Annotated in this window: 15 protein-coding genes and 2 pseudogenes; 15 read left to right on the forward strand and 2 right to left on the reverse strand. The window is 45.4% G+C overall.

The window, feature by feature from the left end; genetic code table 11:
* Window positions 1-518: 518 nt before the first annotated feature.
* The 7 genes and pseudogenes from ACK8NJ_RS11605 to ACK8NJ_RS11635 all read left to right on the forward strand — a co-directional run.
* The gene (locus ACK8NJ_RS11605; RefSeq protein WP_411962485.1) at window positions 519-5,939 is read left to right on the forward strand and encodes an ECSE_1600 family autotransporter; all 5,421 of its coding nucleotides are present in this window, start codon (window positions 519-521) and stop codon (window positions 5,937-5,939) included.
* 210 nt (window positions 5,940-6,149) lie between these two features.
* Window positions 6,150-6,416 (forward strand): type II toxin-antitoxin system antitoxin HipB, encoded by a 267-nt coding sequence (gene hipB, locus ACK8NJ_RS11610; RefSeq protein ID WP_064226053.1) that lies wholly within the window; start codon window positions 6,150-6,152, stop codon window positions 6,414-6,416.
* Window positions 6,416-7,738, forward strand: a complete 1,323-nt coding sequence (gene hipA / locus ACK8NJ_RS11615; protein WP_411962530.1) for a type II toxin-antitoxin system serine/threonine protein kinase toxin HipA — start codon at window positions 6,416-6,418, stop codon at window positions 7,736-7,738. Before hipB ends, hipA begins: the two co-directional genes overlap by 1 nt.
* Before the next feature lie 248 nt (window positions 7,739-7,986).
* A complete protein-coding gene (locus tag ACK8NJ_RS11620; protein ID WP_411962486.1) occupies window positions 7,987-9,075 on the forward strand; it encodes a site-specific integrase in 1,089 nt (362 codons plus the stop codon).
* 10 nt (window positions 9,076-9,085) lie between these two features.
* Window positions 9,086-9,916 (forward strand): hsdR, encoded by an 831-nt coding sequence (locus ACK8NJ_RS11625; protein ID WP_411962488.1) that lies wholly within the window; start codon window positions 9,086-9,088, stop codon window positions 9,914-9,916.
* Window positions 9,917-10,138: 222 nt separating this feature from the next.
* Window positions 10,139-10,516, forward strand: a complete 378-nt coding sequence (locus ACK8NJ_RS11630; protein ID WP_000836023.1) for a hypothetical protein — start codon at window positions 10,139-10,141, stop codon at window positions 10,514-10,516.
* Between the two features lie 439 nt (window positions 10,517-10,955).
* Window positions 10,956-11,105 (forward strand): annotated as a pseudogene (locus ACK8NJ_RS11635) (IS3 family transposase); the annotation flags it as partial.
* Between the two features lie 2 nt (window positions 11,106-11,107).
* Here ACK8NJ_RS11635 and ACK8NJ_RS11640 read toward each other — a convergent pair.
* Both ACK8NJ_RS11640 and ACK8NJ_RS11645 read right to left on the reverse strand, forming a co-directional pair.
* On the reverse strand, window positions 11,108-13,558 hold the full coding sequence (locus ACK8NJ_RS11640; protein WP_411962489.1) for a sigma factor-like helix-turn-helix DNA-binding protein: 2,451 nt from the start codon (window positions 13,556-13,558) through the stop codon (window positions 11,108-11,110).
* A gap of 1 nt (window position 13,559) precedes the next feature.
* Window positions 13,560-15,788, reverse strand: coding sequence for a DEAD/DEAH box helicase family protein (locus ACK8NJ_RS11645; RefSeq protein ID WP_001530084.1), 2,229 nt, complete (start codon window positions 15,786-15,788; stop codon window positions 13,560-13,562).
* Between the two features lie 710 nt (window positions 15,789-16,498).
* Here ACK8NJ_RS11645 and ACK8NJ_RS11650 point away from each other — a divergent pair.
* From ACK8NJ_RS11650 to ydeP, 8 genes and pseudogenes are all read left to right on the forward strand, one after another.
* Window positions 16,499-16,756, forward strand: a pseudogene (locus ACK8NJ_RS11650) (helix-turn-helix transcriptional regulator); the annotation flags it as partial.
* 433 nt (window positions 16,757-17,189) lie between these two features.
* Complete coding sequence (fimA, locus tag ACK8NJ_RS11655; protein ID WP_001296758.1) at window positions 17,190-17,753, forward strand: type 1 fimbrial major subunit FimA; 564 nt, start codon at window positions 17,190-17,192, stop codon at window positions 17,751-17,753.
* A 362-nt stretch (window positions 17,754-18,115) separates the two neighbouring features.
* Window positions 18,116-18,826, forward strand: a complete 711-nt coding sequence (locus ACK8NJ_RS11660; protein ID WP_139823622.1) for a fimbria/pilus periplasmic chaperone — start codon at window positions 18,116-18,118, stop codon at window positions 18,824-18,826.
* Between the two features lie 41 nt (window positions 18,827-18,867).
* Window positions 18,868-21,519, forward strand: coding sequence for a fimbria/pilus outer membrane usher protein (locus ACK8NJ_RS11665; protein WP_328180501.1), 2,652 nt, complete (start codon window positions 18,868-18,870; stop codon window positions 21,517-21,519).
* Between the two features lie 13 nt (window positions 21,520-21,532).
* A complete protein-coding gene (locus tag ACK8NJ_RS11670; protein ID WP_000876770.1) occupies window positions 21,533-22,063 on the forward strand; it encodes a fimbrial protein in 531 nt (176 codons plus the stop codon).
* A 12-nt stretch (window positions 22,064-22,075) separates the two neighbouring features.
* Window positions 22,076-22,579, forward strand: a complete 504-nt coding sequence (locus ACK8NJ_RS11675; protein WP_000825458.1) for a fimbrial protein — start codon at window positions 22,076-22,078, stop codon at window positions 22,577-22,579.
* A 58-nt stretch (window positions 22,580-22,637) separates the two neighbouring features.
* Window positions 22,638-23,552 (forward strand): fimbrial protein, encoded by a 915-nt coding sequence (locus ACK8NJ_RS11680; protein ID WP_000520696.1) that lies wholly within the window; start codon window positions 22,638-22,640, stop codon window positions 23,550-23,552.
* Between the two features lie 332 nt (window positions 23,553-23,884).
* The gene (gene ydeP / locus ACK8NJ_RS11685) at window positions 23,885-26,164 is read left to right on the forward strand and encodes an acid resistance putative oxidoreductase YdeP (protein ID WP_000726711.1); all 2,280 of its coding nucleotides are present in this window, start codon (window positions 23,885-23,887) and stop codon (window positions 26,162-26,164) included.
* The last annotated feature ends 100 nt before the right edge of the window (window positions 26,165-26,264 follow it).

The raw sequence follows: 26,264 nt of genomic DNA on the forward strand, positions 1-26,264 counted from the left end.
GCCACATCATGATGACCGTGGCTGTTAGTTTTTGAGTATAGTTATTCTTATTTCCCTTCTTTTAGAGCTGGCTTGTTAAATGCCAGCTTGCAGATTCATCGTTCCATCGCCAGTAATATATTCAAGGGGAAATTGCTATTTTTCTTAAAGCATTAAGCATAACCCTTATTTTATAGCGAATATTCCTAAAGGCATTAATGGATGAAAAAGGGGTTTAATAAACTTCTTTTTTAGCAATTAGTGCTATTCTTTGTTAAATATGATGATGGTAATTTTCTTATTCACAGAAACAGTTTTCTTATTAAGCAACAATAACTCATGGTTCATTTTTAAATTAAATAAGAACTATGCGATTTTTAATCTATCAATTCGAAAGTATTAGCAAATTAGCCAAATTGACACCTTCCCACCTCCAACCAACACTCAATACAGACCTCTGACAACTTAATAAGTTTCATTTTTAACGTCTGACGACTCATCTCTTTCGTGGCTGTATTATTTGTATATGGAGCGTTTATATGAATAGAATCTATCGCGTGATATGGAATTGCACCCTACAGGTATTTCAGGCCTGCTCGGAATTAACTCGCAGGGTAGGTAAAACATCGACGGTTAATTTGCGTAAATCCTCTGGATTGACAACGAAATTCAGTAGATTGACGCTGGGTGTTTTGCTGGCACTAAGCGGTTCAGCGTCTGGTGCGAGTCTGGAAGTTGATAATGATCAGATTACCAATATTGATACTGATGTTGCTTATGATGCCTACCTGGTTGGCTGGTATGGCACTGGAGTGCTTAATATTTTGGCTGGCGGTAATGCCTCCTTAACCACTATTACTACCAGCGTCATTGGTGGTAATGAGAACTCGAAGGGCACCGTTAATGTTTTGGGTGGCACCTGGCGATTGTATGATAGCGGAAATAATGCAAGGCCTTTAAATGTGGGCCAATCCGGAACGGGGATGCTGAATATTAAACAGAAGGGGCACGTTGACGGAGGCTATTTAAGATTAGGTACTCAAGCTGTAGGCGTCGGGATGGTTAATGTTGAGGGAGAGGACTCGGTTCTGACGACCGAATTATTCGAAATAGGGAGTTACGGTACAGGCTCATTAAATATTACGGATAAGGGTTACGTCACGAGTTCAATCGTCGCCATTGTAGGATATCAGGCGAACAGTAATGGTAAGGTTGTCGTTGAAAAGGGTGGCGAGTGGCTAATAAAAAATAATGATTCCTCAATTGAATTTCAAATTGGCAATCAAGGGACGGGGGAAGCGACTATTCGCGAGGAGGGACTGATTACGGCTGAAAATACGATTATCGGAGGCAATCCCACCGGTATCGGAACCCTGAATGTGCAGGATCAAGACTCTGTCATCACGGTACGCAGACTCTATAATGGATATTTTGGTAATGGCACAGTCAATATTTCCAATAATGGACTGATTAATAATAAAGAATATTCATTGGTGGGCGCTCAGGACGGTTCCCACGGTATCGTCAACGTGACTGATAAAGGGCATTGGAATTTCCTCGGAACGGGCGAAGCTTTCCGCTATATCTATATCGGTGATGCTGGCGACGGTGAACTTAATGTCTCGAGTGAAGGCAAAGTAGATTCGGGAATTATCACTGCGGGGATGAAAGAAACAGGCACAGGCAACATTACTGTTAAGGATAAGAACTCCGTTATCACTAATCTCGGAACTAATCTTGGTTATGACGGCCACGGCGAAATGAATATCAGTAATGAGGGGCTTGTTGTCAGCAACGGAGGAAGTTCACTCGGTTATGGAGAAACCGGCGTCGGGAAGGTTAGCATCACCACGGGGGGGATATGGGAGGTCAATAAGAATGTCTATACCACCATTGGTGTTGCGGGCGTCGGAAACCTCAATATCAGCGATGGCGGTAAATTCGTATCGCAAAATATTACTTTTTTGGGCGATAAAGCAAGCGGTATCGGCACACTGAACCTGATGGATGCGACATCATCGTTCGATACTGTAGGTATTAATGTCGGTAATTTTGGTAGCGGCATCGTAAATGTCAGTAATGGTGCCACCCTTAATTCAACGGGCTATGGATTTATCGGAGGAAATGCCTCCGGTAAGGGGATAGTTAATATTTCAACGGATAGTCTCTGGAATTTAAAAACGTCATCTACAAACGCCCAATTGCTACAGGTCGGTGTATTAGGCGCGGGTGAACTGAATATTACCACCGGAGGTATAGTTAAAGCGCGTGATACACAGATAGCTCTCAATGACAAAAGTAAGGGCGACGTGAGGGTGGATGGGCAGAACTCTCTTCTTGAAACATTCAATATGAACGTAGGGACGACTGGCACGGGTACGTTAACCCTGACGAATAGCGGCACGCTGAATGTCGAAGGTGGAGAAGTTTACTTAGGTGTTTTTGAACCTGCTGTAGGAACGCTAAACATTGGTGCAGCTCACGGTGAGGCGGCGGCAGATGCCGGATTTATCACCAACGCGACGAAAGTAGAGTTTGGCTCTGGCGAAGGTGTTTTTGTCTTTAATCATACTAATAACAGTGATGCCGGCTACCAGGTCGATATGCTGATTACAGGTGACGATAAAGACGGAAAAGTGATCCATGATGCAGGCCATACGGTGTTCAATGCAGGGAATACTTACAGCGGTAAAACGCTGGTCAATGACGGCCTCCTGACCATTGCGTCTCATACGGCAGATGGGGTAACGGGCATGGGTTCGAGTGAAGTAACCATTGCAAACCCCGGTACGCTCGACATTCTCGCATCAACGAACAGTGCAGGAGATTACACGCTGACCAATGCGCTCAAAGGCGATGGCTTGATGCGAGTGCAGCTGTCATCCTCCGACAAGATGTTTGGCTTTACCCATGCAACAGGGACTGAATTCGCCGGTGTTGCCCAACTGAAAGATAGTACCTTCACTCTGGAACGCGACAACACCGCTGCGCTTACTCACGCGATGTTGCAGTCTGACATTGAAAATACCACATCGGTAAACGTGGGAGAGCAATCCATTGGTGGACTGGCCATGAATGGCGGTACGCTCATTTTCGATACGGATATTCCTGCTGCGACGCTCGCGGAGGGATATATCAGCGTCGATACGCTGGTTGTCGGCGCGGGTGACTACACCTGGAAAGGCCGTAACTATCAGGTAAACGGGACGGGCGACGTGCTTATCGACGTGCCTAAACCGTGGAATGATCCCATGGCGAATAACCCTCTGACGACGCTCAATTTGCTGGAACACGATGATAGTCATGTCGGCGTTCAACTGGTGAAGGCGCAATCGGTTATTGGGTCGGGTGGCTCATTAACGTTACGTGATTTACAGGGCGACGAGGTGAAAGCGGACAAAACGTTACACATTGCGCAAAACGGAACAGTGGTCGCCGAGGGTGATTATGGATTCCGACTCACGACCGCACCAGGTGATGGTTTGTATGTTAACTATGGGCTGAAAGCGCTGAACATCCATGGTGGGCAAAAGCTGACGTTAGCCGAACATGGCGGAGCCTATGGCGCAACGGCCGATATGTCGGCAAAAATCGGTGGTGAAGGGGATCTGGCAATCAATACGGTGCGACAGGTTTCGCTTTCTAACGGTCAGAACGACTATCAGGGGGCAACCTACGTTCAGATGGGGACATTACGTACCGATGCGGATGGCGCGCTGGGCAATACTCGGGAACTGAACATCAGCAACGCGGCCATCGTCGATCTTAATGGATCGGCCCAGACGGTAGAGACATTCACCGGGCTGATGGGTTCGACTGTTTTGTTTAAAGAGGGGTCGCTGACGGTGAATAAAGGTGGGATCAGTCAGGGCGAACTGACAGGTGGCGGAAACCTGAATGTTACAGGGGGAACACTGGCTATCGAGGGGCTTAATGCACGCTACAATGCGTTAACCAGCATTAGCCCAAATGCGGAAGTCAGCCTCGATAATACGCAGGGGTTAGGCAGAGGAAATATTGCCAATGACGGTCTGTTAACGCTAAAAAATGTGACCGGCGAACTGCGTAATAGCATAAGCGGGAAGGGTATCGTGAGCGCAACCGCCAGGACAGACGTAGAGCTGGATGGCGATAATAGCCGCTTTGTGGGGCAATTCAACATTGATACAGGCAGCGCGCTCAGCGTCAACGAGCAGAAAAACCTGGGTGATGCTTCCGTTATCAATAATGGCCTGCTCACCATCTCCACTGAGCGTAGCTGGGCGATGACGCACAGTATCAGCGGTAGCGGTGATGTGACAAAACTGGGTACCGGGATCCTGACTCTTAACAACGATTCCGCGGCGTATCAGGGTACGACGGATATCGTGGGTGGTGAAATTGCTTTCGGTTCCGACTCTGCCATTAATATGGCAAGTCAGCACATTAATATCCATAACAGCGGTGTGATGTCGGGAAATGTCACCACTGCAGGTGATGTGAACGTTATGCCAGGGGGGACACTGCGTGTCGCTAAAACCACTGTCGGCGGTAACCTGGAGAATGGTGGCACGGTTCAAATGAACAGCGAAGGGGGGAAACCGGGGAATGTACTGACCGTTAACGGTAACTATACCGGAAACAATGGCCTGATGACGTTCAACGCGACGCTGGGCGGCGATAATTCGCCCACCGATAAGATGAACGTGAAAGGCGATACCCAAGGGAACACTCGCGTTCGGGTTGATAACATTGGCGGCGTCGGTGCACAAACGGTCAACGGTATTGAACTCATTGAGGTTGGCGGTAATTCTGCAGGTAACTTCGCGCTGACCACCGGAACTGTCGAAGCTGGGGCTTACGTCTACACGCTGGCTAAAGGGAAGGGGAATGACGAGAAAAACTGGTATCTGACCAGTAAATGGGAAGGCGTAACGCCACCGGATACACCCGATCCCATCAATAATCCTCCTGTTGTGGATCCGGAAGGCCCATCAGTTTATCGCCCGGAGGCCGGAAGCTATATCAGCAACATTGCCGCAGCCAACTCGCTGTTTAGCCATCGCTTACACGACCGTCTGGGTGAGCCGCAGTATACAGATTCACTGCATTCTCAGGGTTCGGCAAGCAGTATGTGGATGCGTCATGTCGGGGGGCACGAACGTTTCAGGACCGGTGACGGCCAGCTAAATACTCAGGCTAACCGCTATGTATTGCAGCTAGGAGGCGATTTGGCGCAGTGGAGTAGCAACGCGCAGGATCGCTGGCATCTCGGCGTCATGGCTGGCTATGCCAATCAGCACAGTAATACTCAGAGTAATCGTGTGGGTTATAAATCGGATGGGCGCATCAGCGGTTACAGCGCAGGACTGTACGCGACCTGGTATCAGAACGATGCGAATAAGACCGGCGCTTATGTTGACAGCTGGGCGCTGTATAACTGGTTTGATAACAGCGTCAGTTCCGATAACCGTTCTGCTGACGACTATGATTCTCGCGGTGTGACGGCCTCTGTTGAGGGTGGGTATACCTTTGAAGCGGGAACTTTTAGCGGCAGCGAAGGGACGCTGAATACCTGGTACGTCCAGCCACAGGTACAAATCACCTGGATGGGTGTGAAAGATTCTGACCATACCCGGAAAGACGGAACACGCATTGAAACGGAAGGCGACGGAAACGTGCAAACGCGACTTGGGGTGAAAACCTACCTGAACAGTCATCACCAGCGTGACAATGGTAAACAGCGTGAGTTCCAGCCTTACATTGAAGCGAACTGGATCAACAACAGCAAAGTCTACGCCGTGAAGATGAATGGTCAAACCGTAAGCCGTGATGGTGCGCGTAATCTCGGTGAAGTACGTACCGGGGTTGAGGCGAAAGTAAATAACAACCTTAGTCTGTGGGGGAATGTCGGTGTGCAACTAGGTGATAAAGGCTATAGTGATACTCAGGGCATGCTGGGTGTGAAATATAGCTGGTAAACCGTATAAGCCGCATGTCGAAGATGCATGCGGCTTAATATTGCCGACTTCAAACGACTTTTAAATCCTCCTTTTTATCCGCGATCGCGGATATCACAGTGTTTATCCCGTAGAGCGGATAAGATGTGTTTCCAGATTGACTTTATCCTCACTAAAGGATAAAACTGATAATATCCCCTTGAGCGGATAAATTTGCTGTGGACGTATGACATGATGAGCTTTCAGAAGATCTATAGCCCAACGCAATTAGCGAATGCAATGAAACTGGTTCGTCAGCAAAATGGCTGGACGCAGAGCGAGCTGGCGAAAAAAATTGGTATTAAGCAGGCGACGATTTCCAATTTCGAAAACAACCCTGACAATACCACGCTGACGACCTTTTTTAAGATTTTACAGTCGCTTGAACTCTCAATGACGCTATGCGACGCGAAAAATGCCTCGCCAGAATCAACAGAACAGCAAGATCTGGAGTGGTAATGCCTAAACTTGTCACTTGGATGAACAACCAGCGGGTAGGCGAGTTAACGAAGTTAGCCAACGGCGCGCACACCTTTAAGTATGCACCGGAGTGGTTAGCTAACCGTTATGCCAGACCGTTGTCACTTTCGCTGCCATTGCAGAGGGGGAATATCACCTCTGATGCCGTATTTAACTTCTTCGATAACCTGTTACCCGATAGCCCGATTGTACGTGACCGGATCGTTAAACGTTATCATGCCAAATCCAGACAACCGTTTGATTTATTGTCAGAAATAGGGCGAGATAGCGTTGGTGCCGTAACGTTATTACCCGAAAATGAAACCATAACGCGCCCGATAATGGCATGGGAACAGCTCACTGAAGCCAGGCTTGAAGAAGTATTAACGGCTTATAAAGCAGATATCCCTCTGGGCATGATTAGAGAAGAAAATGACTTTCGCATCTCGGTTGCTGGCGCGCAGGAGAAGACAGCGCTGCTCAGAATAGGCAATGACTGGTGTATTCCGAAAGGAATAACGCCGACGACGCACATCATTAAATTACCGATTGGCGAAATCAGGCAGCCCAATGCGACGCTCGATCTCAGCCAAAGCGTTGATAATGAGTATTACTGTCTGCTGCTGGCGAAAGAACTTGGGTTGAATGTGCCGGACGCAGAAATCATTAAAGCGGGAAGGGTGCGCGCGTTAGCGGTCGAACGTTTTGACAGGCGTTGGAATACTGAGCGAACGGTTTTACTTCGCTTGCCACAGGAGGATATGTGTCAGACATTCGGTTTACCTTCATCGGTGAAATATGAATCAGATGGAGGTCCAGGCATCGCGCGGATCATGGCTTTTTTGATGGGGTCCAGCGAGGCGCTTCGCGATCGTTATGATTTTATGAAATTCCAGGTCTTCCAGTGGTTGATTGGCGCAACGGATGGCCATGCAAAAAACTTCTCCGTATTTATTCAGGCTGGCGGCAGTTATCGACTCACGCCATTTTACGACATCATTTCAGCATTTCCGGTCCTTGGCGGTACGGGAATACACATCAGCGATCTCAAACTGGCAATGGGGCTTAACGCATCCAAAGGCAAAAAAACGGCAATCGATAAAATTTATCCGCGACATTTTCTGGCGACAGCAAAGGTGCTGAAATTTCCGGAAGTGCAGATGCATGAAATCCTGAGTGACTTTGCCAGAATGATTCCGGCAGCACTGGATCATGTGAAGACTTCATTACCGACAGATTTTCCGGAGAACGTGGTGACGGCAGTTGAAACCAATGTGTTGAGGTTGCATGGACGGTTAAGCCGAGAATACGGTAGTAAGTGAGATATGGGGTTTGGTCGTTGTTAATGAGCACGACAATCATGACCGCCAACGACTGGATTCTTCCTTGGTTTATGTTGGTGCGCATAATGTATATTATGTTAAATCATGTTGATTGTTAACTTACTTCATGAACTTAGATGGCTCGCATAAAATCATAGGGTTAAGCCCCCTCTTAATCTTTAGTTTGCTGGCATTATGTTTAAGAGCTATTTTCTTCATATCCACGAACCTCTCTGAGGATGTCCCAGATGTATGTACTTGACCAGTTGAGCGTTGCTCCTAACCGGCGACTTTGGACATTGGTTGACACCACTACTAACTTACCGCTTCTGTTTCCACTTCTCTTTCTCATTGATCGCTTAGCTTCACGTTCCGAATCCACGCAGTCATCTACGCTACAGGCTCTAAAGTTTTTTTATGAGTACTGGTATCAAAAACATGATGTCACTTTCTGTTTGAGCTTCCAATTGTCTGGATACAATCCTTCGATTGCGGTTAGTGAGCTTGAAGCATTTCTTCATTATCTTGAATCAGGAAAGCTTATGTTGCCTACACTCGGATATGCAGTAATTAGCAAGCACAATACGAATATAAATCATGTACATGCAGTCTGCCGTTTTATAAACTATCTGATCAATACTTACGTTTCTCCTCGTTATATGGATGGCACCCCAAAAGAGCTTTCTCGTTATGCTTTACAATTATCCAAGCGTTTGTCGACCTATCGTTCTGATTTTCGACCCAGCAAGCAAAAGCATTCACACAAACATTTTAATAGCCTTACAGCAGACATGGTCAGGAGATTTTATGAGATTATTAGACCAGAATCGTCTTTCAAGCCAAATCCTCTTAATCCCTTCCCTGCTGGAGAAGTTCAATTCAGAAATTATTTAATCTGTCGTCTTCTTTTGAATTATGGTTTGCGAGTAAGTGAATTGCTCCTGTTAGAAAAACACTCAATTAAACCTAACATCCAAGGCGGACAATTCAGTATCATAGTGACCTCTGTAGATGATGATGTCAGAGATCCAAGAAAACGATTGCCGTCATTAAAAAACTCATGGGCGCATCGAGTTTTAGCGTTAGACATAAATGATTACAACCACTTGAAAATATACATTGATAAAATAAGTAAAAATACCTCTCATAACTTCATATTCACATCAACAAAAAGTAACTTGCCTCCTCTATCATATCACTCTATATATGATATTTTCTCAAAAATTGATTGTGTATTTAAAAAAGAGTACCCGCAATTCAGTGATGAAAAAAGCATTGATTCTGTAGTTAGCATAACCCCAAAAGCCAATAAAAAAGCAGGCTTACCTAGCCGGTGATTTTCAGTCGGTGACCTACGAAGAAACCCGTGAAAGGCTTAAGGACGTACTTGAAAGACCCCTAGACAGAGAAACGGACAGTGCTTTTGATAAGGTCAGAAAGCACCGCAACCGCGTAGTTCATTTCTACCACCCCACTTTCACCGAGGCTGAACAACGTCAAATACTCAAAGAACAAGCTGACGCCTGGTTTGCCCTGAACCGGTTATTAAGGGATGAATGGAAAGTTATCTTCGGTGTCAAACATAATTGGAAGCTGGCTTTCGGTGAAACTCGTCTGATTAGGGGAAACAAATTTTATGCCGAGGTGCGGTTTAAACAGGTTAAGCCTGAACTCGAGCAGCTCTCTGAAAAGAATATTCAAATCGGTAACTGCAATGAGTGCCATCAGCATGCGACGGTAACAGGGACTGAAACGACCGGTAATGAAAACCGTAAGCTTGAAGTTACGCGGTGTAAGGTTTGCACCAGTGCTGTAAGGCAAATTACCCTAGTTTGTCCAGACTGCGAAATACCTCAATTGCTACCTGAGGGAGATAGTGATTTTGAATGCGAACACTGCGACTACACTTCGGATAGGTATAAACTGCTGGATGAGGAGTTGTTCCACAGTGTGGATGAACAGCTACTCTCCGTATTTCCTGCTGGATGTACCAATTGCATGACTCCTGAAAGCGTATGTAAATTTGGAGACGGCTATCTTTGCACTCAGTGTTTCATCTATTACACCGAGCTTCATGTATGTGGTTATTGCGGTCACCTGAGCGATAGCGTTCCTGAACTGAGCCATATCCGAGGATGTGAATTTTGTGATGGTGACCAACGTTATTTTGATGACTGAATTACCATACATAATCTAGGCTCTTCAGGGATGGGTTGGACAGTCCGCTCTTGGCACAGAGCGGACGATATCACTGAGCTGAAGGTCCGCTGAGAGCGAAAAGTGGACATTAGAGTTACAAAAGCAAGTTTAAATCATCCAAAATATTACAATGTCCTTATCTATCTGATATCGTTATAATAAAAAGCTCCTGAATATAATCGATAGTAGGTGGTTATTTCCATGAAATCAATTTTAGAGGTTTTTACTCAAGGAAATACTAAAGAAAAACTGGCTGTTATCGCCGATCTCACAACCATTGCGGGAATATCGATTGCAACTATTATTGCTGGTTTGTTAACCCTAGTTGCAAAAACAGATAAACTAGATGTTGGAAATCTGTTTGGAGTTGTCATAATATCTCTGCTCGGATTGGCTGGTGTTTGCTGTTTTGTGGCCTTATTTATTTGGGTTATAACCCAAATGTCTAAACCATGGGGAACACCTCGGGGGGTTCAGCCCTTAGTTAAGTGTGCTATTTCCCTTATCTTTATCTGTATGTTTTTGCTGGCTGTCTTTACATTTTATGAGTTTATTTCTTCGATGAGCATACGCTATTGAATATAAAATCAGCCCCCATAACTTAAAAGAGACCTTCTATAAGGTCTCTTTTAATTGAATTACTATCCTATTAATCCAGAGAATCTTTATCATCACAAAACAACAAACATTGGAGATAATTAATAAACCAATCATCCTCAAAATCATCTTTATCTTTTACAAAGCGAGTGTCAGCATTAATTCTAACATCAAGTCCAGGATGAAGCATTTTATGTATCTTCATGCAGCTTGCGCGCTTTATCTCTTTTTTTGTAGGTGGTGTACTATCTCTAAATGACTATTTATATGGTGTAAGACTACTGACTTTTGAGGGCTATGATCTACATAGTTCATCTAACCATTATTCTCCAAATAAACTTTACAACATCCGCTTCTGGCACAAAGCGGACGTGCTGTGTGTAAGCATCCGGTGATCGCGCAATGCGAGTTCACCGGATGCTTACGGTACTGGCGAAAACGGCGCGATACAGTCAATCTGGTACAAGTCAGGCTGTACAGCGAAATACGCTAGGCATGGAACCAGAGTCGGGGCTCTGCAGGCGCTCGCACTCTGGCTGAAATGCTGACCCAAGACGGCATCCGAATGAGCCTTTAGCCGTTGACCATAGATCGTGCTGTGCGCCAGTTTCGAATGGCAATCGCAGCCGTTTCACGTGTAATGGCGATATTTGCCTGCAGGGCATCTATATTCTGCTGCAAGGGAGCCCCAGAATCGCAGAGCATGTCCATTGCCGATGATATATTGCTAAAAGGAATCTCTGTGGCCGAATATAGGCTATGTTTACGGTGCCAGCCCTGTGCTTTGGCATTTAACCGGGCAAGAGAAGCATAGAAATATTTCGAGTAGCTTCGCTCAAATTGCATGTTCAGTTGTGCTTTAAAAATGGAGGGCTCTACTGGCTTTCCAAAATGCAGAAGCAATGCATGAAGGGCCGCGACATAGTCGTCGATGACGATATTTTTATAGGCGCAGGCAGGTGTGGTGTAGAGCATGTGGTCCACCTGAACAACACTTCCCCGCTCAATCAGGCCATCCAGATAAAACGACGCATGTGCTAGGCTTTTACTCTTCAGCAAATTGGCAATTTCAGGTTTCGTTAGCGGTTTATCACTGTTGTTCATCGCTTCGACGATGACGTCCTTTTGTGTGATGTTCTTAAAGCCTTTCTCCAGCCCGATCGAATCCGTCTGAGATTTTCCGTCGAAGTAAAAACCGTAATCCTCGCCGAAATGTTTCACAAAATGGCGAATAACATAGTAATCATGCTTTTTTAGATTGCGCGAGGCTTGGTAAAACTCATTCAGGTGGAACACCGGACGGGAATTTTTCTCGGCGTATTCCATCATTTCCAGAAAAATGTCGTCTATCAGCGCCGCATCGACATCGATAAAACAGGTGTGCTTGTAGGTACCCTTGCCGGACAGGTAGATATATTCAGGCTGGTTAAACGCTTCGTGATCCAGACGGTCCTCGTAAACAGGGCTGCGCGAATAATTATTTCCATTGATTAATTTTGCAATATCCAGCCAGGGCAGACCTTTTTCGTGTTTAATCAGCACGCAGGCGCTGGCTTCAGCTTTCTTCAGTTGCAGGGGGTAGACGTTCTCATCTTTAAGCTGGATGACGCCTTGTTGCGCAAGATGACGAATCGCATTGTCAACGTAGGGTATTTCGATGCTGCAGACGGAGGGAATAAACTCCCGGATGTCGTCAAGGTGGATTGGTGCGCCATTCTCGGCAAAGTAGGTATTCAGGATCGCTTTATCAATCTCGGGATAGACATGAGCGATAAGCTCTGTCTGCCCTGACACCATATCCAGAAATTCGAAGAAGTCACGTTCAGAGGAGAAACAGGAAAAAAGCGTCTGCATTTTCACACTAAGGTCCGGCGATATCTCAGGCTCCAGTGCCTCCCAAACCAATGGTTGACTGATCCGCATATGCCCTAGAAATTCCTGTCTTATATCGGCCTGAATCTGGCGAATGCGCTCTCTCGATACGACGTAATCGGCCCCGATCTCTTCGAGGGTCTTTTTTTCTTCGACAAACCCCCAGCGGCGTTGGGCAATGTCGACCTTCATTTCACTGCTTTTATCGAAGTAAGATTCGATATCTTCCAGTAAAACGGCTTCAAGTTTATTCAATGGGCAGTTTATAAGCCGTTTTGGAACGATCAAGACGGATTCAAGCGCTAGGTAGTCAATGTCACCATTCTGAATGGCGATGATCTCTTCTCGTAACCTGTCTCTGAATGCCAATAACTTTGTGATACTTCCTTTTCCCCAGGTCGGAATGGCTACTAATTGCTCATATTCGGCATGCAGAATAGCCTGCAACATCTCGCCCATATCTTCCGTTTTAAGATAGCGACCAAATTTTTCCAGCGCTTTCGTATGTTTGGTTTCCACGCCCGCAAGGCTCAACCGCATCTGGCTGATATCCACCTTCGCGAAATCAATGCCCATATTAGCTGTGTCTATAGCCTCAACGGCAGGTGCAGACTGAGCCAACTGTTGCAATTCTTTAAAAGTATCAATATACAGCACACCGACGCTAGGCTGTTCAGCCAGCTCGTTGACTGACAACGTGATGAGTTCTCCGAAGGTTTCACCAGGCACAAAATTTGGGTTTATCAGTTGAATGTTTTTCAATCGCTTGATTAATTTCATAAATCGTTCAGGCAATTGAATCGTCTCCAGCGAGGTGGATAAAGCGGGGATCCGCAGGCATTCCATCACTGGTTCATCACGCGCTACCTCGGGCTTTTCCTCAAACTCAGTTTCAACCTGCCTGATTTCCGCGCCATCTACGTGAAGCGTCTGCCTGAGGGGGAGCGAAATCTCTACTGCTCGCAGCAAATCCGCAAAATAGACATTTTTCTTCAATGCCATGAATTGCTGCATGCTGAGTTTTTCACAGAGCTCCCAGGCACTGAGCGTTTCTCCGAGCGTGAGCTGACTTTCTTCGACTAGGTTATGGATGAGTTTATTGAGAGCTCGGTCGAGCTGAAGTTGATCTGCAACGATGTCAATTTTTTCCATATTAAAGCGCGTCTTTTAGCTTTTTGAGAAACACGAATGCCGATTGATATTTGTTTTTAATCTGTTCCTGCACATCCGACGGTAATTGCTTAAATCTGACAAGGTTCAAAGGCTGTCCCCGGTACGTTTCGATCCACGGGCAAACTTCCACTTCCTTCACCGGCATATCACTCACGTCCTGCGGGGCTGTCACCTTAATTCTGGCACTGACAAGGTTGTCGTAATCTGGCAGAAGCTGTTGAATCTCTTTTTCGCTGAATTCGTACAACGGGTTCACGCCGAAATTCAGTGAAATCGTGTAAAAACTTGGTGCCATATTGTTCTTCCCGACAAAGGTATCGAGAAATTCAATCAGTCTCGTGCGCATGGAAGGAATATCTACGTCTTCATTGAATGCGGCTGTCAGGTAGCTCAAATAAGAGCCGAAATGGGTGGCAATTTGATCAAGGCTAACGTCATCTAACTCTTGTTCGAGTTCTGCAATGGAGGGCAACTCGTCATTTTTTTCGCGATATCGGCGCAACTTATCCAGCAGTACATCGCGGCTATTAAGCTGCATTTTCATCTCTTCCAGCAGAGCCAGTACTTTCGCCGCCTCTGCGCTGAATTGCACCTCCAGCGAAGTGTCATGATAAACCTCGGGCGCGTCCATCTCCTCCGGATCATCAATAGTGCTGTCGTGATACCTTGGCTGCTGTTCAATCTCTTTTGCTAGGCTCTTAATCTCATTCAACCGCTCAAGGGATCCAACAAAATCTAAGACATGAACAAACTCTTTATTTGGCGTTTTGCGCAACCCACGTCCTAACTGCTGTAACCAGATTGTACGTGACCCTGTATACCGCATAAAGATCAACAGGTTGGTTTCTGGAATATCAATACCTTCATTGAACAGGTCGCACACCAAAATGTATTTATAATCCCCTTCCCTGAACAATCGAATATTTTCTCGTCGTTCCTGATCATACATTTTTGAGTGCACAAGGGTAGCCGTGCCAGGCTCAAAGAACGCAATAAGATGATTCATATGCTGGATATTCCGGCAAAAGATGATCCCTTTTACGTCCTCTATCCCCTGCTCGGTCACTGTTTTGTTGATGAGCCGGACAATCTCATGATCTTTTTTATGCAAAAAAAGCAGTTTATCGATATCGGATAGAGAAAGGCCGCTCTCAAGCTGGTCGATCTTATCCTGATCCAGATCGTCAAGCAGGACAAGATATTTGGGGAATGCCAGTTTTTTATTTTTGAGTGCCCAAACCAGATCGAATTTACCGATATGCCCATCGGCGCCACCAAAGAAACTCACTACATCGCGATTATCCGTCCGGTACGGGGTCGCGGTTAGGCCAATCAGGAGTTGCGGCTGGAAAAGCGACACCACCGCAGAATAGGTTTTTGCCAGCGTATGATGGGCTTCATCGACAATGACGTAATCAAATGCTCCTGCAGATAGCTCATCGAGTTTGCTATAGAGCGTATCAAATGACGCAAAGACGAAATCAGTCTCTTCGGGATGTGTGCCGCCGAAACAGGCAGAAAAACTGTAGTTACCAATACCCAAAACGTTTTTAAATGCGGTAACAGATTGCAGTAAAATCTCGACCTGATGTGCCAGAAATAGCACTCTTGGCCTGCGGCTATTTTGTTGGATTAAGCGCTTAATTAAGTGGGCAACGGTATAGGTTTTGCCTAATCCCGTCGCCATTTCAATCAGAAGTTTTGACTTTCCTGCCGCATGAAGTGCAAGGGCTTCGTTAATCACGTCCTGCTGATAAGTTCGCGGCTTAATGTCACGGCCAATCTCGGAATGCTTAATGACCCACAGATTTTGCAACTCATCCCGGTCTATCAACTCAACGCCAAGTCGTAACGCCCGCGCCTTAACTTCAGAGGTAAACCAAGAGTTGGTAACTAAAATTTTATAGGTAACATTTGCCAGCGTGGCGCCGGTAACTAGTTGATTAAGAGCCTTCACATCTACTGTCGTACCCAGTTGGCGCTGTTTCACCTCAATAGCAAACTTTCGCCTCCCTTTCCAGGCGAAAATATCGACCCCACCATCACCGTGTTTGAATTCTTTGCCTGTTTGGGTAATTTCGGCATCGGTCCATCCCGATGCGACAAACAAATCGCGAACGAAAATTTCAAAGTCCGCAGAGGAAAGTTTATCGATGTCTTTAAATTCTGCGATTAAAGGTTTGTACTGCGGAATTACAGAAACCGTCATAACACCATTATCCTCCATAAAAAAACCTTATTAACTTCATAGCCACATGCACCCGCGAGATGTTGTGGCGACTTGCCGGAGTGATGCCAGGCTTCTGGCCCAAACAACGTTCAACAATGTAAACAGGAAATAGAGATTTCTCTCGAACTTGGTTAAGGGATACTGATAAAGCTGATGTGTGCAATCGAAACAAAGGGTAGCCTCCACTAGGAAGCCTTCGCGATCGCTGACAGTGGTACCGATGGTGGATGTGGGGAAAAATATCAATTACTAACATCACGGTGTACTAATCAATAGGCGGCAGGTCAAGTCTATGCTAGCTCAACCTACACTTTATTCAATAGATCAATCCGATAACCCTTCAATATCATGAGGTGTTCGTTTTGAAAATGTGATGTGGGATGGTTTAATGAACTGGAACTACCTGTCAGCTAAAGCTAGCTACATATCGTTGGTTCATGAAGTGAATTATTGGTGAGTAATAAAACATACTTAAAAAACAACACAATAAATACATTTTATTCATGAACCAAGTTTGCACTCAACATAAGTTAAATAGAATTTGAGTGATGCGAAGCGATTTTCCGGTCGTCGTTATTACTTCAGGGTTCCAGAACATAAAGCCTCTCCTCTTTCATAATTGGCCTGTGCATACCGGATATAGGCTGGCAGGTTTGCCGTTTGCCGCATCTTCCCTGCGTTGAAGAGTCAGGCTGGCAAACCACACACCCTCTTTCCATCAACACTTCAGACAGCTTGCGGGAATGAGTTCACTCCGGTATCAGAAATGGCTACGCCTCAATGAAGCCAGGCGACTGATGCTGAATGAACATTACGATGTCACCACTGCAGCCTATGCTGTCGGTTACGAAAGCTTATCCCATTTCAGTCGGGAATATTCGCGGATGTTTGGAGAGTCACCTAAGAGAGATATTACCAGGTTAAGAAAGTCTGTCGGTCAGCTTTAATAAACCCTGCACTTATCTGTTTAGAGCAATTCCGTGTTAGTTACACCAGGCAAACATTAACCATAGCTAATGTTTTATAGCCATATAAGCCATTGGTCGCTCTTGACCTTTCCTGACACTTCCCTTGTTCGCAATAATATTCTGTTTAGTCACGGTTTATAAATATCATGCATAATGAAATCGTCATGTTATTTAGCGACATAAAATGTCTTTGCAAATACTCTCTACAACAAGTGCTGCAATAAACTTGTTGTGATTAGGTGTCCTTGTAATTTAAAGATATTATCGTTCTTCGTGAAATGTAATAACCCTGGAAACTATATTATCAGGGCAACAACCAATTAAGAATGATTCTTGTTTTATAAGCAATAACAGAATGACTTAATTGTTAACTCTCTTTATTCAGCTACTTAAATATAAATTTTGGAGAATTATGAAACTCAAACATGTCGGTATGATTGTCGTTTCTGTGTTGGCGATGTCGTCTGCTGCGGTAAGCGCAGCCGAGGGTGATGAATCAGTAACGACCACTGTTAATGGCGGTGTTATTCATTTTAAAGGTGAAGTGGTAAATGCCGCTTGTGCGATTGATTCAGAATCAATGAACCAAACGGTTGAGCTGGGTCAGGTCCGTTCTTCTCGTCTGGCTAAAGCGGGTGACCTCAGCTCCGCCGTTGGCTTCAATATCAAGCTGAATGATTGTGATACCAATGTTTCCAGTAATGCAGCTGTTGCATTCCTGGGTACTACTGTCACCAGTAATGACGACACATTAGCGCTGCAGAGTTCAGCGGCAGGCTCTGCCCAAAATGTCGGTATTCAAATTTTGGACCGTACGGGGGAGGTATTAATACTTGATGGTGCCACTTTTAGCGCTAAAACTGACTTGATTGATGGCACGAATATACTGCCGTTCCAGGCTCGTTATATTGCTCTCGGGCAGTCAGTAGCTGGTACTGCAAACGCTGATGCGACCTTCAAAGTTCAATATCTATAATTCAATCTTAAGGTGGCTATACGTCATCTGAAATTGAAACAGGGTGTGTGTGGCATGGCTACGCACACCCGAGCAATTCACCAATGTTCATCTCATTATTAATGAGGAATAGTTTGTGTTTTGGAGCGGTATGAAAAAATCACATAATATCTAAACGATCAATAAACAACAGTAGTTAAACTTACTGTTATTTAAAATATTTACTTTGTAGCAAGGTTTTCCTATTAAAAGAGAACCAACATTTATTACAAACGCATTAAGTCTGGAAACCCGGCGAGTCGCCAATGTATTAGCAACATTTACCGATTGTCTGATGTAACGGTTTCCCCGCTTATCCTCTTAACACATGGAGAATGCATCAGATGCAAACTGCGCGTACCCCCTACTCTATTTCCTTTATGGCGACAGTGTTACTTTTATTGCTCTTTGCTTGCCATAGCACCGTTGCCAACGCAGCTGTCGCACTAGGTGCGACGCGGGTAATTTATCCGGCAAACCAGAAACAGGTTTTATTGCCTGTCACGAATAATGATCCTGCCAGTGTCTATCTCATTCAGTCATGGATAGAAAATGCAGGTGACCAAAAAGACACCCAGTTTGTCATTACGCCACCGCTTTTTTCCATGCAAGGTAAAAAAGAGAATACGCTGCGGATAATCAACGCCACTAATCATCAGTTACCAGGCGACCGTGAAAGCCTGTTCTGGGTTAATGTCAAAGCTATTCCTGCTATGGAAAAAGACCAGAAGAATGAGAATACATTACAGCTGGCAATTATTAGCCGCATAAAAATGTTTTATCGCCCCACGAACCTGGCAATGGCACCTGAAGAAGCGCCTGCAATGCTTCGGTTTCGTCGCAGCGGTAGCAAACTTACTCTTATTAATCCAACGCCCTACTTCATTACCGTAACAAATATGAAAGCAGGAAATAGCAATCTCCCAAATACCATGGTGCCGCCAAAAGGTGAAGTATCGGTGGATATCCCGCATGCTGCAACCGGGGATATCAGTTTTCAGACGATCAATGATTACGGTGCATTAACTCCGCGTATTAAGGCAAACATGCAGTAAACCAGTGACCTAATTAATAATAAACTCAATCGGAATTAATAATGACAGCCTTTCGTGCCGCATTTAAGGCATATCGTATGCATCAGGTGTTACTACTGCCTCGCTTTGCACGGCTTACCATTGCCCTTGGCTTAGCAACTGCGGTATTTCCCGTTGACGCAGAGTATTATTTTAATCCACGGTTTTTAAGCAATGATCTTGCTGAATCTGTCGATTTATCCGCCTTTACTAAGGGACGCGAGGCACCACCTGGTACATATCGGGTCGACATTTATTTGAACGACGAATTTATGACTAGTCGGGATATTACTTTTATTGCAGATGATAATAACGCAGATCTCATCCCATGCCTGAGTACAGATCTTCTTGTCAGTCTTGGCATAAAAAAATCTGCATTATTATACAATAAGGAACATTCGGCAGAAAAATATGTGCCGGACAACAGCGCATGCACACCACTTCAGGATCGTTTGGCCGACGCATCAACTGAGTTTGATGTTGGTCAGCAACATCTGTCACTCTCCGTTCCGCAAATTTATGTTGGCAGAATGGCTCGCGGCTATGTTTCTCCTGATCTGTGGGAAGAAGGAATAAATGCTGGGCTTCTAAACTATAGTTTTAATGGTAATTCTATTAATAATCGTAGTAACCATAATGCAGGAAAATCCAACTATGCATATTTGAATTTACAGAGTGGCATCAACATTGGTAGTTGGCGACTGCGCGATAACTCAACGTGGAGTTATAACAGTGGGAGTAGCAATTCATCTGACAGCAATAAATGGCAGCATATCAATACGTCGGCTGAACGTGACATTATTCCCTTACGCTCACGCTTAACGGTAGGTGATAGTTATACCGATGGCGATATTTTTGATAGTGTGAACTTTCGTGGCCTCAAAATAAATTCAACAGAAGCGATGTTGCCCGATAGCCAACATGGTTTCGCTCCGGTGATTCATGGTATTGCCCGCGGCACCGCACAAGTGAGTGTAAAACAGAATGGATACGATGTTTATCAGACTACTGTCCCACCCGGCCCTTTTACTATTGATGATATCAACTCTGCGGCCAATGGTGGTGATCTGCAAGTAACCATAAAAGAGGCAGACGGCAGTATTCAGACATTATATGTTCCTTATTCGTCTGTTCCGGTTCTCCAACGTGCTGGATATACGCGTTATGCGCTTGCCATGGGGGAATATCGTAGTGGAAATAACCTGCAAAGCTCCCCCAAGTTCATACAAGGTAGCTTGATGCATGGACTGGAAGGAAACTGGACACCTTATGGCGGAATGCAAATTGCAGAAGATTATCAGGCCTTCAACCTTGGTATTGGTAAAGATTTAGGACTTTTTGGTGCCTTTTCTTTCGATATCACGCAGGCCAATACGACACTTGCAGATGGCACCCGTCACAGCGGGCAATCGATTAAATCCGTCTACAGCAAATCCTTCTACCAGACGGGAACCAATATCCAGGTCGCAGGATATCGCTATTCTACGCAAGGTTTTTATAACTTATCCGACAGTGCCTACAGTCGAATGAGTGGTTACACCGTCAAGCCTCCTACCGGAGACAGCAACGAGCAGACACAATTTATTGATTATTTTAATCTGTTCTACAGTAAGCGTGGTCAGGAACAAATAAGCATCTCTCAGCAGCTTGGAAATTACGGTACGACATTTTTTAGTGCCAGTCGCCAAAGTTACTGGAACACGTCACGCAGCGACCAGCAAATATCATTTGGATTAAATGTGCCGTTTGGTGATATTACGACTTCGCTGAATTACAGCTATTCCAATAATATATGGCAAAACGATCGGGATCATTTACTTGCTTTTACGCTTAATGTTCCCTTCAGTCATTGGATGCGTACAGACAGTCAGTCGGCATTTCGTAATTCAAACGCCAGTTACAGTATGTCAAACGATTTGAAAGGCGGCATGACCAATCTATCGGGAGTTTATGGCACTCTGCTGCCGGATAATAACCTGAATTATAGTGTTCAGGTCGGTAACACCCACGGGGGTAATACATCGTCTGGCACCAGTGGTTACAGTTCTCTTAATTATCGTGGAGCTTACGGTAATACGAATGTCGGTTACAGTCGGAGTGGTGACAGCAGCCAGATTTATTACGGAATGAGTGGTGGCATTATTGCTCATGCTGATGGCATCACCTTTGGACAGCCGCTGGGCGACACAATGGTTCTGGTTAAGGCTCCTGGCGCTGATAATGTCAAAATAGAGAACCAGACCGGTATTCATACCGACTGGCGTGGCTATGCCATATTACCATTTGCGACAGAATATAGAGAAAATCGTGTCGCTCTTAACGCGAATTCCCTTGCAGATAATGTTGAACTGGATGAAACCGTGGTCACTGTCATCCCAACTCACGGTGCTATTGCCAGAGCAACATTTAATGCACAAATCGGCGGGAAAGTATTAATGACGTTGAAGTACGGTAATAAGAGCGTTCCATTCGGTGCAATTGTCACTCACGGAAAGAATAAAAATGGCAGCATTGTCGCGGAAAACGGTCAGGTTTATCTGACTGGACTTCCACAGTCAGGGAAATTACAGGTTTCATGGGGCAAAGATAAAAACTCAAACTGTATTGTCGAGTACAAGCTTCCTGAAGTTTCTCCTGGTACCTTACTGAACCAGCAGACAGCAATCTGTCGCTAAGGAACAATAGATTATGAAATACAATAACATTATTTTCCTCGGTTTATGTCTGGGGTTAACCACCTATTCTGCTTTATCCGCAGATAGCGTTATTAAAATTAGCGGGCGCGTCCTCGATTATGGCTGCACAGTCTCATCGGATTCGCTTAATTTTACCGTAGATCTCCAAAAAAACAGTGCCAGACAATTTCCAACGACCGGTAGCACAAGTCCAGCCGTCCCTTTTCAGATTACGTTAAGTGAATGCAGTAAAGGGACAACGGGGGTTCGGGTTGCATTTAACGGGATTGAGGATGCAGAAAATAATACTCTGTTGAAACTGGATGAAGGAAGCAATACGGCCTCCGGTTTGGGTATAGAAATACTGGACGGAAATATGCGTCCGGTGAAATTGAATGACCTTCATGCCGGGATGCAGTGGATCCCACTGGTACCAGAACAGAACAATATTTTGCCTTACTCCGCTCGTCTGAAGTCAACTCAGAAGTCCGTCAATCCGGGACTGGTGAGGGCTTCGGCAACCTTTACCCTTGAATTTCAATAATCAGAGTCAGATATGAAAAGACTTCACAAGAGGTTCCTGTTAGCTACGTTTTGCGCGTTATTCACAGCAACTCTCCAGGCCGCCGATGTCACTATCACTGTTAATGGTCGGGTAGTCGCTAAACCCTGCACTATTCAAACCAAAGAAGCTAACGTTAATCTCGGGGATCTTTATACGCGCAATCTGCAACAACCTGGTTCTGCATCAGGCTGGCACAATATTACTTTGTCATTAACCGATTGTCCGGTTGAAACAAGTGCAGTGACGGCAATCGTGACAGGTTCAACTGACAATACGGGTTATTACAAAAATGAAGGTACTGCCGAAAATATTCAGATAGAGCTAAGGGATGACCAGGATGCGACGTTAAAAAATGGCGATAGCAAAACGGTTATTGTTGATGAGATCACTCGTAATGCACAGTTTCCACTTAAGGCAAGAGCTATCACGGTGAATGGAAACGCAAGCCAAGGAACGATCGAGGCGCTAATCAATGTGATCTACACCTGGCAATAACGTCGATTCGATTTTCTTAGCCTCTTTTTAAATCAATTTTTTAACCTTAGGATATATCATGGGTAAAACAATAAGTATGAAGCTTCTGTTCGGTATTTATCTTCTATTAATGGCAGGCAAAGTTTTTGCCTTCAGTTGTAATGTCGATGGCGGGTCAAGTATTGGAGCAGGTACAACCTCTGTTTATGTTAATCTCGACCCTGTAATACAACCGGGCCAGAATCTGGTTGTAGACTTGTCTCAGCATATAAGTTGCTGGAATGATTACGGCGGCTGGTACGACACTGATCATATAAACCTGGTACAAGGCTCAGCTTTCGCAGGCTCTCTACAGTCATATAAAGGATCGCTGTACTGGAATAATGTGACCTACCCCTTCCCGTTGACGACAAATACTAATGTATTAGATATTGGTGATAAGACACCGATGCCATTACCGTTAAAACTCTATATTACCCCAGTCGGTGCGGCCGGTGGAGTTGTCATAAAAGCCGGGGAAGTTATTGCCCGTATTCATATGTATAAAATTGCAACATTAGGAAGCGGAAATCCGCGTAATTTTACGTGGAATATTATTTCAAATAACAGTGTTGTTATGCCAACAGGCGGCTGCACCGTTGATAGTCGTAATGTCAACGTGAATCTCCCGGACTTTCCTGGAAGCGCAGAAATACCCCTTGGCGTATATTGCTCAAGTGAACAAAAGCTCTCATTTTATCTTTCGGGTGCTACCACTGACAGTGCCAGACAAGTGTTTGCTAACACAGCACCAGATGCAACAAAAGCATCGGGAGTGGGTGTCTCTCTGATGCGTAATGGAAAAATACTGGCTACGGGAGAAAACGTCTCCCTGGGGACAGTAAATAAAAGCAAAGTACCTCTGGGTTTAAGCGCAACCTATGGACAAACAGGAAACAAGGTTGCAGCCGGAACCGTCCAGTCAGTCATTGGTGTCACTTTTATCTATGAATAATTGTGATTCTGACATTGGTCTATGCGCTCCATTCACGAAAATTGCGCGGATATTTATTTTGTGAAGGCTATTATCCTACATCTGTAAGAAAATCCGCGCACAATTGAAGCCAGAGTCTTATTTTTTATATTGAAAAATATGTTAATTTAAACACTATGAGAGATGATGCTTAATTTATCGTATTTAATCTTTTGTTTAACGATAATAGATTAAAATAGAAAGAGAGTAGTCCCCTACTCTTATATATCCATGTTGACGATAATCCCTTTGTATATACTGTGCATCATCGCTATTACAAATCCTAATAATTCATTTCCACACAGGATAAGCAGATGAAGAAAAAAATTGAATCCTACCAGGGAGCTGCCGGTGGTTGGGGTGCTGTTAAATCCGTAGCGAATGCAGTACGTAAGCAGATGGATATACGCCAGGATGTTATTGCCATGTTTGACATGAATAAGCCAGAGGGCTTTGACTGTCCGGGTTGTGCATGGCCAGATCCTAAGCACAGTGCGTCATTCGACATTTGTGAAAACGGCGCAAAAGCAATCGCCTGGGAAGTCACGGATAAGCAGGTAAACGCCTCTTTCTTTGCTGAGAATACGGTTCAATCATTACTTACCTGGGGAGACCACGAGCTTGAGGCTGCGGGGCGTCTCACCCAGCCTTTGAAATATGATGCCGTCAGCGACTGTTACAAGCCATTAAGCTGGCAACAAGCTTTCGACGAAATTGGCGAACGCCTTCAAAGCTATAGTGATCCCAATCAGGTTGAATTCTATACTTCGGGCCGCACTTCCAATGAAGCTGCCTTTCTTTATCAGCTTTTTGCCCGTGAATACGGGAGCAATAACTTCCCCGACTGCTCCAACATGTGCCATGAACCGACCAGTGTGGGTTTGGCAGCGAGTATCGGTGTAGGTAAAGGGACCGTGTTGCTGGAAGACTTTGAGAAATGCGATTTAGTCATTTGCATTGGGCATAACCCTGGTACAAACCACCCTCGCATGTTGACTTCGTTGCGCGCTTTAGTGAAACGGGGAGCGAAAATGATCGCCATCAATCCTCTACAGGAACGTGGCCTGGAGCGATTTACCGCACCGCAAAACCCGTTTGAAATGCTGACGAACTCTGAGACTCAGTTGGCCAGTGCCTACTATAACGTGCGCATTGGTGGTGATATGGCGTTGCTCAAGGGGATGATGCGCCTGTTAATTGAGCGCGATGATGCTGCAAGCGCCGCAGGTCGGCCCTCATTGCTGGATGACGAATTTATTCAAACGCATACCGTCGGCTTTGACGAGCTACGCCGTGACGTGCTCAATTCCGAGTGGAAAGATATCGAACGTATTTCTGGATTAAGTCAGACTCAAATCGCCGAACTGGCTGATGCATATGCCGCTGCCGAACGCACCATTATCTGTTACGGAATGGGGATCACTCAGCACGAACATGGTACCCAGAATGTACAGCAACTGGTCAATCTGCTGTTGATGAAAGGTAACATTGGCAAGCCTGGTGCGGGTATCTGCCCACTACGAGGTCACTCTAATGTACAGGGCGACCGAACCGTCGGTATCACCGAGAAACCGTCTGCAGAGTTTCTGGCTCGCCTGGGTGAGCGCTATGGTTTCACCCCACCTCATGCACCTGGACATGCTGCAATTGCCAGCATGCAAGCAATATGTACGGGGCAGGCTCGAGCATTGATCTGCATGGGGGGCAACTTTGCTCTGGCAATGCCAGATCGGGAAGCGAGCGCTGTACCGTTAACACAATTAGATCTGACGGTACACGTAGCCACTAAGCTTAACCGCTCTCATCTGCTGACCGCACGGCATAGCTATATTCTGCCGGTTCTGGGACGCAGCGAGATTGACATGCAAAAAAGCGGTGCGCAGGCGGTAACCGTTGAGGATTCAATGTCGATGATTCATGCCTCGCGTGGCGTGTTAAAACCCGCCGGTGTAATGCTGAAATCAGAGTGTGCAGTGGTCGCGGGAATCGCGCAGGCAGCACTACCCCAGAGCGTGGTAGCCTGGGAGTATCTAGTGGAAGATTATGATCGCATTCGCAATGACATTGAAGCTGTGCTGCCAGAGTTCGCCGACTATAACCAGCGCATCCGTCATCCCGGTGGTTTTCACCTGATAAATGCAGCTGCTGAAAGGCGCTGGATGACGCCGTCAGGTAAGGCTAATTTCATTACCAGTAAAGGGCTGTTAGAAGATCCCTCTTCAGCGTTTAACAGTAAGCTAGTCATGGCGACAGTACGCAGTCACGATCAGTACAACACGACGATTTATGGTATGGATGATCGCTATCGAGGGGTATTCGGTCAACGAGATGTGGTCTTTATGAGTGCTAAACAAGCTAAAATTTGCCGTGTAAAAAACGGCGAAAGAGTTAATCTTATTGCGCTTACGCCAGACGGTAAGCGAAGCTCACGCCGCATGGATAGATTAAAAGTGGTCATTTACCCTATGGCTGACCGCTCACTGGTGACCTATTTTCCAGAATCGAATCACATGCTAACACTTGATAACCACGATCCATTAAGTGGCATTCCTGGCTATAAAAGTATTCCGGTTGAATTAGAACCATCAAATTAATTCGCCTCCTCATTTCTTCTGCTGTCATCCGCACAGCAGAAGAATTCCTCATTGACCATTGTCGCGCAATTTACTCACATGTGCTAAATTAAACTGCTCG

Source organism: Escherichia sp. F1 (assembly GCF_046764225.1).
Classification (GTDB): Bacteria; Pseudomonadota; Gammaproteobacteria; order Enterobacterales; family Enterobacteriaceae; genus Escherichia; species Escherichia coli.